The organism is Actinomadura meridiana (assembly GCF_039537545.1).
In the GTDB taxonomy this organism is placed as follows: Bacteria; Actinomycetota; Actinomycetes; order Streptosporangiales; family Streptosporangiaceae; genus Spirillospora; species Spirillospora meridiana.
On the sequence record NZ_BAABAS010000020.1, the window covers coordinates 190,727 to 204,209 of the forward strand.

General features: G+C 71.9%; 5 protein-coding genes. 3 read left to right on the forward strand and 2 right to left on the reverse strand.

Annotated features, from left to right (window positions below; all coding sequences use genetic code 11):
- Positions 1-11 precede the first annotated feature (11 nt).
- Together ABD808_RS26910 and ABD808_RS26915 are read right to left on the reverse strand one after the other, a co-directional pair.
- Positions 12-224: an MbtH family protein gene (locus tag ABD808_RS26910; RefSeq protein ID WP_344901913.1), complete on the reverse strand. Its 213-nt coding sequence runs from the start codon at positions 222-224 to the stop codon at positions 12-14.
- Positions 221-9,292 carry an amino acid adenylation domain-containing protein gene (locus ABD808_RS26915; RefSeq protein WP_344901916.1) on the reverse strand — a complete coding sequence of 3,024 codons (9,072 nt, stop codon included), beginning with the start codon at positions 9,290-9,292 and terminating at the stop codon, positions 221-223. The genes ABD808_RS26910 and ABD808_RS26915 overlap by 4 nt, the downstream gene beginning before the upstream one ends.
- 172 nt (positions 9,293-9,464) lie before the next feature.
- Between ABD808_RS26915 and ABD808_RS26920 the strand changes: the two genes are divergently transcribed.
- The 3 genes from ABD808_RS26920 to ABD808_RS26930 all read left to right on the forward strand — a co-directional run bounded on the left by ABD808_RS26920 (position 9,465) and on the right by ABD808_RS26930 (position 13,482).
- The gene (locus ABD808_RS26920; protein WP_344901919.1) at positions 9,465-10,931 is read left to right on the forward strand and encodes an aminotransferase-like domain-containing protein; all 1,467 of its coding nucleotides are present in this window, start codon (positions 9,465-9,467) and stop codon (positions 10,929-10,931) included.
- A gap of 777 nt (positions 10,932-11,708) precedes the next feature.
- Positions 11,709-13,226 (forward strand): AMP-binding protein, encoded by a 1,518-nt coding sequence (locus tag ABD808_RS26925; RefSeq protein WP_344901922.1) that lies wholly within the window; start codon positions 11,709-11,711, stop codon positions 13,224-13,226.
- A gap of 1 nt (position 13,227) precedes the next feature.
- Positions 13,228-13,482, forward strand: a complete 255-nt coding sequence (locus ABD808_RS26930; RefSeq protein ID WP_344901925.1) for an acyl carrier protein — start codon at positions 13,228-13,230, stop codon at positions 13,480-13,482.
- Position 13,483: the final 1 nt, after the last annotated feature.

Here is a 13,483-nt window from a genome sequence, read left to right on the forward strand (position 1 = left end):
GGCTAGTCCGGCTAGGACGACCGTTCGGACGCCACCAGGCTGTTCGGACGCATGTCGGTCCAGGTCCGCTCGATGTGGTCCAGGCAGGACTGCCTGCCGTCCGGGCCGAACGCCGTCTCCCATCCGGCGGGCACCTCCGCGAACCGCGGCCAGAGGGAGTACTGGCCTTCGTCGTTGACCAGGACGAGGTAGCTGGCGTCGGGGTTCTCGAACGGGTTGCTCATGACGTGCTCGACTCCTGTCGGGAGGCTGGAAGGTGGTCGACGTGTCCGCGCAGCACCGGGCCGATCTCTGCCAACGCGTCCGGCCGGGTCATGGTCGTGTGCGTGGACGGGACGTCGTGGGTCTCGATGTCACCGGTGACGTACCGGCTCCAGATCCGGGGGGCGGGCGAGGAAGCGTCCTTGCCCTGGGACACGGCGAAGAACAGCAGCGGCCCGTCGAAGACGTCCGGGCCGTGGGCGTTGAGCAGCGCGACGTTCTGGGTGAACGCCCTGGCGAGTGCGGCCAGGCGCTCGTCGCCGAGATGGCCCATGTCGTCCGGGTCGTGGCCGATCGACTCCAGGACGGCGGCGATCGCGTCCTGCTCGTCGGCGTCCTGCGCTGTCTGCCCCGCCTGCCCCGCCTGCCCCGCCTGCGCTGTCTCCCCCGCCTGCGGTGCCTCCCCGCGCGACTCGGGTTCGACGGGGTAGGCGTCCATCATCGCCAGCAGGGAGACGCGCTCCCCTTCGGCCTGGAGGTGCGTCGCCATGGCGTGCGCCACGACCCCGCCGAACGACCAGCCCGCCAGCTGGTACGGGCCGTCCGGCTGGACGGTCCGGATCTGTTCGACGTAGTCCGCCGCGAGTTCGCGCAGCGTCCCCGCGTCGGCGGTGGGGTCGGTCAGCGCCCTGGCCTGGAGGGCGTACACCGGGCAGTCGAGATGGCCGAGCAGCCCCGAGTAGACCCAGCCCGTACCGGCGGCCGGATGGACGAAGAACAGCGGCGTTCCCTTCGCCCGTGGACGAAGGGGCAGCAGCACCTCGAAGTCCTTCTCGGTGCCGGATCCCTCGGCGGTGTCGGGGTCGAGCCGGGACGCGAGGTCCGCTACCGTCGGTGCCTCGAAGAGGGCGCGCAGCCCGAGCTCGATCCCGAAGGACTCGCGGGCCGAGGAGATGAGCCGCAGGGCGAGCAGCGAGTGGCCGCCCAGGTCGAAGAAGTCGTCGTCGACGCCGACGAGTGGCAGGCCGAGCACCTTGGCGAACAGGCCGCACAGTTGCGCTTCGCGTGCCGTGCGCGGCGCGCGTCCGGTGCCCGCCGTCCGGGGTTCGGGGGCAGGGAGCGCTCGCTGATCCAGCTTCCCGTTCGGGGTGAGCGGCAGGTCGGGCAGGACCATGACCGCCGAGGGCACCATGTGGTCCGGCAGCGTCTGCCCGGCGAAGCGGCGCAGCGCGTCCGGGTCGGGCGGCGGCGTCCCGTCGGCGGTGGTGGCCACGACGTAGCCGACCAGGCGCCGGTCGCCCGGCCGGTCCTCGCGGACCACCACCGCGACCCGCGCGACCTCCGGATGCTTGGCGAGCGCCGCCTCGATCTCCCCCAGCTCGACCCGAAATCCGCGGATCTTCACCTGGTGGTCGGCGCGGCCGACGAACTCCAGGTTCCGGTCCGCGCGCCTGCGCACCAGGTCGCCGGTGCGGTACATGCGGGCGCCCGGCGGCCCGAACGGGTCGGCGACGAACCGTTCCGCGGTCAGCGCCGGACGGTTCAGATAGCCGCGGGCGACCCCGTCACCGGCGATGTAAAGCTCCCCGGTGATCCCGTCCGGGACCGGGTTGAGGGCGGGGTCCAGCACGTACACGCGGGTGTTCCAGATGGGACGTCCGATCGGTGGACGGCCGTCATCTGCGGTCGACAGCGGGTCGCTCATGGTGGCGACGACGGTGGTCTCGGTCGGCCCGTACACCTGCATCATGGTCCGGCCGGGCGACCAGCGGGCCACCAGTTCGGGCGGGCACGCCTCGCCGCCGACCACGAATCCGCGCAGGCTCGGCAGGTCGGAGCCGGGCAGCGAGCCCAGCATCGACGCGACCAGGTCGGTGTGGGTGACGCCGTGCTCGGCGATGAGCCGGGCGAGGTCGTCGCCGATCACCTGCCGGTCCGGCCCCGGGACGACCAGAGCCGCGCCCGACAGCAGGGTCATGGCGATGTCGGCCATCGACACGTCGAAGCTGATCGACACGACCAGCAGGAAGCGGCTGGTCTCGTCCAGGCCGAGGCGTTCGATGTGCGTCCCGGCGGTCCCGGCGATGCCGGTGTGGGTGACCATCACGCCCTTGGGGGTGCCGGTGGAGCCGGACGTGTAGATGACGTAGGCCGGGTGTCGCGGTGACAGCGGCCGCGTCCGGTCGGCGTCGGTCGGGTCGGTCGACGGCCGGGCGGACGTGGCGGCGAGCACCGCCGGAGCGTCCATGACGACGCGGTCCCGGCCGTCGTCCGGCAGCCGCTCCGCGACCGCGCGGGTCGTCACGGTGAGCACGGGGTCCGCGTCGGCGAGCATGAACTCGATCCGTTCCGGCGGGTACGCGGGGTCGATCGGCAGGTAGGCGGCGCCCGTCTTCAGCGCCGCCAGCCAGGCGACGATCATGTCGGTGGATCGGGGCACCGCCAGCGCGACGAGCCGTTCCGGGCCCGCGCCGAGGTCGATCAGATGGTGGGCGAGCCGGTTCGCGCGGGCGTTGAGCTCCCGGTAGTCGAGCGTGTCGTCCGCGCAGATCACGGCGGTCGCCGTGGGGGTGCGGCCTACCTGCCGCTCGATCTGGGCGGGCAGCGGTAGCTCCGGGACCTCGACGGCGGTGTCGTAGCAGCCGCCGGTGACCCACCGGCGTTCGGACTCGTCGAGCAGACACAGCCGTCCGACCGGGCGGCCCGGGTCCGTGGCCGTCTCGGTGAACAGGCGCAGCATCCACCGTCCGACCCGCTCGGCCATGCCGCGGTCGACCAGGCCGGTGCGGTAGGCCACGCGCAGGACCAGCCGCTCCCCCGGGACGACGGCCAGGCCCAGCGGATAGTGCGGGAGGTCCTGGCCGTCCAGGATCGTCGCGGTCAGCCCGGGGACGGGCGAGCCGGGAGCGTCGGGGAAGTTCTCCACCACCGTCACGGTGTCGAACAGCGGGCCGAGCCCGGCGATCCGCTGGACGTCGGCGAGCCCGAGATGGCCGCTCTCCATCAGCCGCGACTGGCGTTCCTGGACGCGGGCGAGGAGGTCGGTCAGCGGCAGCGCCGGATCGGTGCGAACCCGCAGCGGCAACGTGTTGAGGAAGAACCCGACCATCGACTCGGCGCCGGGCAGCTCGGGCGGACGCGCGGAGACCGTCGTGCCGAAGACGACGTCGTCGCGGCCGGTCAACCGTGACAGCAGCAACGCCCACATCCCCTGCACGGCGGTGTTGAGCGTCAGGCCGTGCTCCCGCAGGACCGTGGTGAGCAGGCCGGTCGTCTCCTCCGGCAGCTCGACCGTGAGGTAGTCGGGCGACCCGCCTTCCTTGTCGGGGTTGTCGGCGTTGAACAGGAGGGTGGGCTCGTCGAGCCCGGCGAGCGTGTCCCGCCAGGCCGCCTCGCCCGCCGCCCGGTCCTGCGCGGCGAGGAAGGCCAGGTAGTCGCGGTACGGACGGACGGGCCCGAGCCGCCCGGCGGCGGACTCGCCGTCCTGGTAGAAGGTCAGCCAGTCGCGGACGAGGATCGGCAGCGACCAGCCGTCGATGATCGTGTGATGGCAGGTCAGGACCACCTGGTGAAGCTCGGCGTCCAGCTTCACGAGTCGCCATCGCATCAGGGGCGGGGCGGTCAGGTCGAAACGGCGGGACCGTTCGTCGTCCAGGAGGCGTCCGAGTTCGGCGTCCCTGTCCGGCGCGGGCAGTCCGGTCAGGTCGGTTTCGTCCCATGGCGGTTCGGCAAGCGCCGGGATCACCTGGACCGGACGCTCCAGATCGCCGTGCCAGAACCCGGCGCGCAGGTTGGGGTGCCGGTCCGGCAGCCGTCGCGCGGCGGCCCGCAGGCGTGCCGGGTCGAGCGGCCCGCGAAACTCCACGGCGACCTGGACGGTGTAGACGTCCCGCGCCCCCGCGTCGTACATCGCGTGGAACAGCAGGCCCTCCGCCAGCGGCGACAGCGGCAGGATCTCGGTCGCGTCCGGCCATCTGGCGGAGATCTCCGCCCGCTGTGTCACGGTCAGGTCGACGAGCGGTTCGTCCTTCGCTCGTTCGCGGACCGGGTCGCGGCCGGATCGGCCGTCCAGCACGCGGGCGAGCCGGGCGGCGGTCTGGTGCTCGAAGACGTCGCGGGCCTTGAGCGGCAGCGCGGCCTTGCGGGCGATGCCGACCAGCCGGATGGACCCGATACTGTCGCCGCCGAGGTCGAAGAACCCGTCGTCCGGCCCCACCGCATCCCGGCGGAGCACGGTCGCGAACAGCGAGCACAGCAGTTCCTCCGACGGGGAGGACGGCGCCCGCCGCGCCTTCGCGGGCGCCTCGGCTGGCGGTTCGGGGGCGGGCAGTGCCTTGCGGTCGAGTTTGCCGTTCGGGGTGAGCGGCAGCGCGTCGAGCACGACGATCGTCCACGGCACCATGTACGCGGGCAGCGTCTCGCCGACGAAGGCCCGCAGGTCGGCGGGGTCGGGTGCGGCACCGGCGGCGGGCACGACGTAGCCGACCAGACGCCGGTCTCCGGGACGGTCCTCGCGCACCACCACGACTGCCTGGGCGACGCGGGGGTCGGCGGCCAGCGCGGACTCGACCTCGCCCAGCTCGATCCGGAAGCCGCGGATCTTCACCTGGTGGTCGACCCGGCCGATGTAGTCCAGGGTGCCGTCCGCCCGCCATCGGGCCAGGTCCCCGGTGCGGTACATGCGCGCTCCGGGCGGCCCGAGCGGATCGGCCACGAAACGTTCGGCGGTCAGCGCCGGACGGTTCAGGTAGCCGCGCGCGAGGCCGTCGCCCGCGATGTACAGCTCGCCCGCGACACCGGTGGGGACAGGCCGCAGGGCCGCGTCCAGCACATAGACCCGGGTGTTCCAGATGGGACGGCCGATCGAGGGCGCGCCTTCGTCCGGGACGACACGGGCCGCCGTCGACCAGATCGTCGTCTCGGTCGGCCCGTAGACGTTGGTGACCTCGGCGGCGCGCTCGCACATCGCCTCGGCCAGTGCCGGAGGGAGCGCCTCGCCGCCGACGAGCATCCGCAGGCCGGAGAAGGCGCCCGGGTCGGCGCCGAGCTGGGCCTGCCACAGCGACGGCGTGGCCTGCATGATGCCGACGCCCTCCCGCTTGACCAGCGCGCTCAGCTCCGCCGGATCCTGGACGGTGTCCCGGTCCGCGAGGACGATTCCCGCGCCCGACACCAGCGGCAGCCAGAGTTCGAGGTTGGAGATGTCGAAGGCGATCGTGGTCACGGCGAGCCACCGGTCCGCCGGTCCGAGCGGGAAACGTTCGGCCATGGCACCGAGGAAGTTGGCCAGCGCCCGGTGGGAGATGACGACTCCCTTGGGACGGCCCGTCGAACCCGAGGTGTAGATCACGTAGGCGGCGGCGTCCAGCGAGACCGGCACCGGCGGCGCGACACGATCGGTCGACTCGCCCTCGTCCTCGCTCTCGTCCGCCACGCCGTCGAGATCATCAAGATCCAGCAGGGGCACCCCGTCCTGGTGGAGCAGGGCGGCGGTGGCGCCGGTGACCAGGGCCAGCACCGGGGACGCGTCGTCGAGCATGTACGCGACACGGTCCGCCGGATAGTCGGGGTCGATGGGCAGGTAGGCGCCGCCCGCCTTCAGGACGGCGAGCAACGCGACGACCAGCCGTTCGGAACGCGGCGCGCAGACCGCGACGAAGGTGTCCGGCCCGACGCCCCGCTGGGCCAGCCGCCGGGCCAGCCGGTCGGCGCGGGCGTCCAGCCGGGCGTAGTCGAGTTCCTCGCCACGGAAGATCACGGCCGGGTGCCCGGGTTCGCGGGCGGCCCGCGCCTCAATCTGCCGGTGGACGGGGAGCATCGGCGCGTCGACCGCCGTGTCGTTCCACGTCGTGACGATCAGGTCGCGTTCGGCGGGGTCGAGCAGTTCGGGTCGGCTGATCGGCTGGTCCGGGTCGGCGGCCAGGGCGTCCAGCAGGCGCACCAGCCACCCGGCGAGCCGGTGGGCGGTCGCGCGGTCGTACAGGTCGGTGCTGTACTCCAGGGTTCCGTGCAGGCCGCCGCCCGGCTGCTCGGTCAGGTCGACGACCAGGTCCAGGCGGGCGGTGCCGGTGTGGACGTACTCCCGTCCGACCGCCAGGCCCGGGAACTCGAACTGCCCGCGCGGCGTGTTCTGCAAGACCAGCATGACCTGGAAGAGCGGGTGCAGGGCGAGCGAGCGCACCGGGTTGAGCGCCTCGACGACACGGTCGAACGGCAGGTCCGCGTGGCCGTAGGCGGCCAGGTCGGCGGCGCGGACGCGGGCCAGCACCTCGGCGAACGTCGGATCGCCCGAGGTGTCGGTGCGCAGGACGAGCGTGTTGATGAAGCAGCCGACGAGGTCGTCGAGCGCATCGTCGTCACGACCGGCGACGGGGCTGCCCAGCGGGATGTCCGTCCCGGCTCCGAGCCGGGTCAGCAGCGTCGCGAACCCGGCCTGCACCACCATGAACAGGCTCGTTCCGGTGGACTGTGCCAGGCCGAGCATCCGAGCGTGCGCGGCCGGGTCCACGTCGATGGGGACCGTGGAGCCGCACTGGCTCGGCCGCGCCGGCCGGGGCCGGTCGGTGGGCAGTTCCAGCTGGTCGGGCAACCCCCCGAGGGCTGCCCACCAGTAGGCGAGCTGCCCACCGACAAGACTGGAAGGATCCGAAACGTCGCCCTGCAACTCGCGCTGCCACAACGCGTAGTCCGCGTACTGGACGGGCAACGGAGCCAGCTCCGGCACCCGGCCTTCCGAACGGGCGGCGTACGCCCGCGACAGGTCCCGGGCGAGAGGGCCGAACGACCAGCCGTCCATGGCGATGTGGTGGACCACGATCAGCAGGACGTGGTCGTCCGGAGCGAGCACGAACAGGGTGCAGCGGATCGGCGGGGCGGCGGCGAGGTCGAAGCCGCGCCCGGCCCCCGCCGCGAGTTCCGCCGCGAGCCGGGCCGCCGAGGTCTCGACGACCTGGAGCGGCGGGTCCGCGCTGGCCATGACGACCTGGTGCGGCATCCCGTCGGTCTCCGGGTAGACCGTGCGCAGCGCCTCGTGCCGTCCGATCACGTCGCCGAGCGCGTGGCGCAGGGCGTCGATGTCGAGGCCGCCGGAGAGGCGTAATGCCAGCGGAATGTTGTAGACCGCCGACGCACCTTCACCCGCGCCCGCGCCATCGCGTTCGCGTTCGCGCTCGCCTGGCGTGGCCATCCGGTTCAGGAACCACATCTGCCACTGCGCGGGCGACAGCGGGACCGACTCCGGCCTGTCCCGCCTGGCCAGCGCGGGCCGGGCGGGCGCGGCAACGTCGATGACGCGGACGAGGCCCGCCACGGTCGGGTTCTCGAAGACGCTCTGGACGCCGATCTCCGCGCCGAAGGCCCGCCGGACCCGTCCGGCCAGCCGAGCGGCGAGCAGCGAGTGCCCGCCCAGCTCGAAGAAGTCGTCGTCGGCGCCCACGTCCTGGAGCCCGAGGACATCGGCGACGAGCCCGCACAGCCGCTCCTCCTCCGGCGTCCCCGGCGCCCTGCCGCCGCCGACCCGTAGTCGCGGCTCGGGCAGCGCCTTGCGGTCCACCTTCCCGTTGGGCGTGAGCGGGAAGACGTCCAGGACGACGAACGCGGCGGGGATCATGTGGTCGGGCAGCGACTCGGCCAGGTGTTCCCGCAGTTCCGCCGGGTCCGGGACGGCGTCCGCCCCGGCCACCAGGTAGCCGACGAGGCGGCGCTCGCCCCGATGGTCCTCCCGGGCGTCGACGAGGGCCTGCGCGACGGCCGGGTGCCCGCCGAGCACGGCCTCGATCTCGCCGAGTTCGATGCGCTGGCCCCGGATCTTCACCTGGAAGTCGACCCGGCCGATGTAGTCCAGGACGCCGTCCGCCCGCCACCGGACAAGGTCGCCCGTGCGGTACATCCGGGAGCCCGGCGGGCCGAAGGGGTCGGCCACGAACCGTTCGGCGGTCAGGCTCGGCCGGTTCAGATAGCCGCGCGCGAGTTGCGCCCCGGCGAGGTACAGCTCGCCTTCCGTGCCGACCGGTACCGGCCGGAGGTCGGCGTCCAGCACATGGAGCCGGGTGTTCCAGACGGGCCCGCCGATGGGGATCGACGTCTGTCCGGGCTCGTGGTCGCACTTCCAGTAGGTCACGTCGACCGAGGCTTCGGTGGGGCCGTAGAGGTTGTGCAGGCCCACGTCGAGGATCTCGCGGAAACGTGCGCACAGGCGGGCGGGCAGGGCCTCGCCACTACAGATCACCCGGCGCAGTCCGGTGCAGGAGGCCGCGTCAGGCTCGTCCACGAACGCCTGGAGCATGGACGGGACGAAGTGGATCGTGGTGATCCGCCGGGTCTGGATGATCTCCGCCAGGTAGGCCGGGTCCCGGTGTCCGTCCGGGCGGGCCATCACGAGCGTGGCACCGGCGATGAGGGGCCAGAAGAACTCCCAGACCGAGACGTCGAACCCGGCCGGGGTCTTCTGGAGGACCCGGTCGTCGGCCTCCAGTCCGTATTCGTGCTGCATCCACAGCAGCCGGTTGACGATTCCCGCGTGCGGGACGATCACTCCTTTCGGACGTCCGGTCGATCCCGAGGTGTAGATCACGTAGGCCGCGTCCTGGGGGGTCAGCGCGCGGGTGCGGGTCTCGTCGGTCAGGGTCTCCGCGAACCGGTCGTCCGGGTCGGAGCCCTCGGCGGAGCCCGCGTCCGGGGCCAGCGAAACGCAGGGAACAGACGTCGACAAGCCGTCCTGAACCGCCGGGCTGATGAGCAGTAGGACGGGGTCGGCGTCGCCCAGCATGTACGCGATGCGCTCGGCCGGATAACCGGTGTCGATCGGCAGGTAGGCGGCGCCCGCCTTGAGGACCGCCAGCAGCCCGACCATCAGCTCGACCGAGCGCGGCACCGCGACCGCGACCACCCGGCCGGGACCGGCCCCCTGTTCGATCAGCCGATGGGCCAGTCGGTTCGCGCGGGCGTCCAACTCCGCGTAGGTCACCTCGGCGGCGTCATCGGTCACGGCCACCCGGTCCGGGGTCCGGGCGGCCCGCGCCTCGATCAGGGCCGGAAGCGTCGTGGCCGGGAGGTCGCGAGCCGTTTCGTTCCAGGCGGTCAAAACATCCACGGAGGATCCCATCTCGTTCGCAAGAACCATCCAGGGGCGCGTCGCGGCTCGTCCGGGGGGAGGGACGGCTCCTGTGCCGCGGCGCTCGCCGCCCGCTCAGATGCGGTCACGGCCTGCGTGTCTCTACTCTGGGACTCCACAAGGCGCCGTGAACGTGCCAATGAGGTGAAAAGTGGATCGTTTTCGCGACCCGGCAGATCTGCTGGCCGTTCTCGGCGACTGGATGACCGGGCGCGGTCCCCTCTACCGCAAGCTCGCCGCGGCGCTGCGCCACGCCGTCCAGGACGGCGCCCTCCTCCCCGGTGACCGGCTTCCCTCCGAACGGGATCTCGCCGGTCTGCTCGCCGTCAGCCGCTCCACCGTGGTGGCCGCCTACGACCAGTTACGTTCGGAGGGCCTGGTCGACAGCAGGCAGGGCAGCGGGACGCGGGTGACCGAACGTCCCGGCACTCCCCGCCCGGACGGCCGGGTGCGCGGCGGCACCGCCACCCCCATCTTCCAGCGGCTCATCGACGGCCCCGGCGACCTCATCTCCCTGGCGTTCGCGACGGAGCCCGCGGTGGACGGGTTGCAGGAGTGCCTGCTCGACCTCGTCCGCGACGACCTGCCCGCGCTGACCTCGGACACCGGCTACCATCCGCGCGGGTTACCCGTCCTCCTGGAGGCCCTGGCCGAGCGCTTCACCGCGATGGGCCTGCCGACCAGCACCGACCAGCTGCTGGTGACGACCGGGGCGACGCAGGCCCTGGTACTGGCCGCGCAGCTGTATCTGCGTCCCGGCGCGACCGTGATCGTGGAGTCGCCCAGTTGGGCGGGCTGCCTGGACGTCTTCCGCGCCTCGGGAGCCACGCTGAAGGGCATCCCGCTGGACGAGGAGGGGATGGACGTGGGCGCGTTGGGCAAGGCCCTGGCCGACTCCCCGGCCGCGCTCGTCTACGTCACACCGACCTTCCACAACCCGACGGGCACGCTGATGTCGGCGTCCCGCCGCCGCCGGATCGCCGAAATCGCGCACCGCCACGAGGTGCCGGTCCTGGAGGACATCGCCTACGCGGCGAGACTCCGGGACGAGCAGTTCCCCGCCCCGCTCGCCGCCTTCGCCCACGGCGCGGAGGTCCTGACCGTGGGTTCGCTGGCGAAGGTGGTCTGGGTCGGGCTCCGCATCGGCTGGATCCGCGCCCCGGCCGCGATCACCGAGCGGCTGGCCCGGCTGAAGGCGCTGGCCGACCTGGGCAGTCCGGTGCTCGACCAGGCCCTCGCGGCACGCCTGCTGCCCCGGCTGACCGAACTGTCGCAGGAGCGCGCGCCCGCCCTGCGGCGACGGCTGGAGCACCTGTGCGCCCAACTGTCGAAGGGTCTGCCGGAATGGCGGTGGCGCGTCCCCGATGGCGGGTCGGCCCTGTGGGTCGACCTGTCCGGCGTCGATGCCCAGGTGTTCGCCCAGGTGGCCCTCCGGCACGGCGTGGAGGTCGTGCCAGGGGCGGCGATGGACCCGAGCGGCGCGCACGACTCCTTCCTGCGGGTGCCCTACACGTTCGAGGAGGAGACCCTCACCGAACTTGTGCACCGGCTGCGCGGAGCGTGGGCTGACCTGCGCGGGCACGGCCCGGCCGCCGTCGCCGCGCCGCAGGGCGGGTAGCCGCCATGGCGGGGGCGTTCCGCCCGATGGGGCCAGAAACAGTCCACTTTGGACGCTATTGGCCCGTTTCCCGGATGCCGCGGGCTGTCATGCTGAGAGCGCACCCAACGGTGTGGCCTCCCATCGCCGTGCCCTTGAAAGCTCCTTACGGGTATGGCGGGCTCCTCCATCATCGGGCCATGGCGGCACACTAGTTCAATTCAGAACCAGACGGCCGGAGACGGCCTCGACCATCGCGGCACTCGACTCCCCGCTCTATTCCGGGACGGCTCCGAGCACTGACGACCATTACGTGACCATAACCGCCTTTGCGGACACGGACACGGTCACAACAAAACTGGTCAAGTGAACGCCATGCGCTGCGCACACGGCGTTGTTCGCCATGCGAATCCACCGCCAATTATCGGCGCACCCCGAAGTGATGAAAGTCCTGGTCCGTTGCCCATTTGCACGGCCACCCCCGCCGCTTCCGACCTGACCGCGCACCCGCACATGAACACAAGGTCCACGGGACGGCACAGCGAATTCGCGACACTCTGACATGTGAACTTGTTCTGTCAGATACGCCTATGGCCGAACTTGGACAGTCCCTTGACAGTGCAGTCACGGCATCTCTAAGTTCTCGAATCGTCCGAAAGCACGAGCGGGGGCCAATTCACTCAACACCGCGCGACATTATTGTCCTTGGCGTGGGCGAATTCCTTTTACCTCGCGTTTTCGCGACAGTCGTTAGATCGACGACGGGGGCTTGCGTACTCACCACGGGGGGACGTCACCTTGGGCTGCCTTGCGATCACCGGCGATCCTTTATCGCCCGATCTCCTCGGCTCGATCGCCGAACACGCGCACCGCGCACCTGACTCGCCCGCACTCGTCTGGCGGGACGCGGTCATCGGCTATCGCGAGCTGACCGAACTGGCCGACGCGAAACTGACCGAACTGATCGACCTCGGACTGACGGCGGGAGACCGCGTCGGCGTGCTGGCGCCGAAGTCGCCCGAGGCCATCGCCCTCATCATGGCGGCGACGCGGGCGCGGCTGAGGTTCCTGCTCCCGGCCACCGACCTGGGGCCCGGGACGCTCACCACGCTCTTGGAACGAGCCGGATGCACGCACGTCCTGTCGCCCGGCTCCGCGCCGCGGCTCCTGGAGCCCGGCGCCCGGGGCACCCTCGCCGACGACGTCTCGTTCATGCTGACGACGTCCGGCTCCACCGGGGTCCCGAAGATCGTCCCGCTGACCACCGGCGGCGTCGACGCCTTCACCCGGTGGGCCGGGCCGCGGTTCGGCATCGCGCCCGGCACGCGGGTGCTCAACTACGCGCCGCTCAACTTCGACCTGTGCCTGCTCGACATCTGGGCCACGCTCCGCCACGGCGGGTGCGCGGTGCTCGTCCCCGCCGACCTGGGGCTGGACGGTCACCGGCTGCTGGACCTGCTCGTCGAGCAGCGGATCGACGTCGTCCAGGCGGTCCCGATGATGTACCGGCTCGTCGCCGACGCCGCCCGGGAGACCGGCCGCACGGTCGACACCGCCCGGCATGTGATCTTCACCGGGGACACGGTTCCGGCGGCGCTGCTGGGCGAGTTACCGGCGCTGTTCCCGCACGCCTCCCTGCACAACCTGTACGGCTGCACGGAGACCAACGACAGCCTTCTCCACACGGTGGACGGCGCCGTCCCGCCGACCACGCCGTCCCCACCGGCCTCGCCGCTCCCGCCGACCTCGCCGCCCCCGCCGACCACGCCGCTCCCGCTGGGCGAACCGCTGCCCGGCGTCCACATCCTTCTGGTCGATGTCGACGGCGCCGTCATCCAGGGCCCCGGCGTCGGCGAACTACAGGTGTCCACCCCGTTCCAGACGCCCGGTTATCTCGGCACTCCGGGCCACGACCGTTTCGTCCGGCGCGGCGATGTCACGTTCTTCCGCTCCGGCGACCTGGTCAGGCGCCATGCCGACGGCTCCCTCACCCTGGAGGGTCGCGACGACTTCCAGGTCAAGGTGCGCGGCGTCCGGATCAACGCCCAGGAGGTCGAGCGAGTGATCGCCGACCATGGCCAGGTCGTGGAGGCCGCCGTGGTCGCCGTCCCCGATCCGGTCGCGGGCCACCTGCTGCGCGCGGTGGTGCGCCGGGCGCCGGGCAGCGCGCTGAACAGCCTCGTGCTCCGCGCGCACTGCGCCGGACGGCTGCCTCGCGCCGCCGTCCCCGCGGCCCTTCAGATCGTGGACGCCCCGCTGCCGAAAACGTCCACCGGCAAGATCAACCGACGGCTGCTGCCACCGATGGAAGGCTGACATGGACACGATCGAAGAGATCAAACGGTTCGTCATCGCGGAGTTCGTCCCCGACATCACCGTCGCCGACCTGGACACCGACTACGACCTCGTCGCGGGCGGCGTCATCGACAGCCTCGGCTTCCTCAAGGTGCTCGCCTGGCTGGAGGACCGGTTCGAGCTCGACTCCGACGCCGTCGAGCTCGAACCGGACCACTTCCGCTCCGTGGGCGCGATCGCCGCGCTGGTCGACGACGCACGGGTGAAGGCGAGCTAGC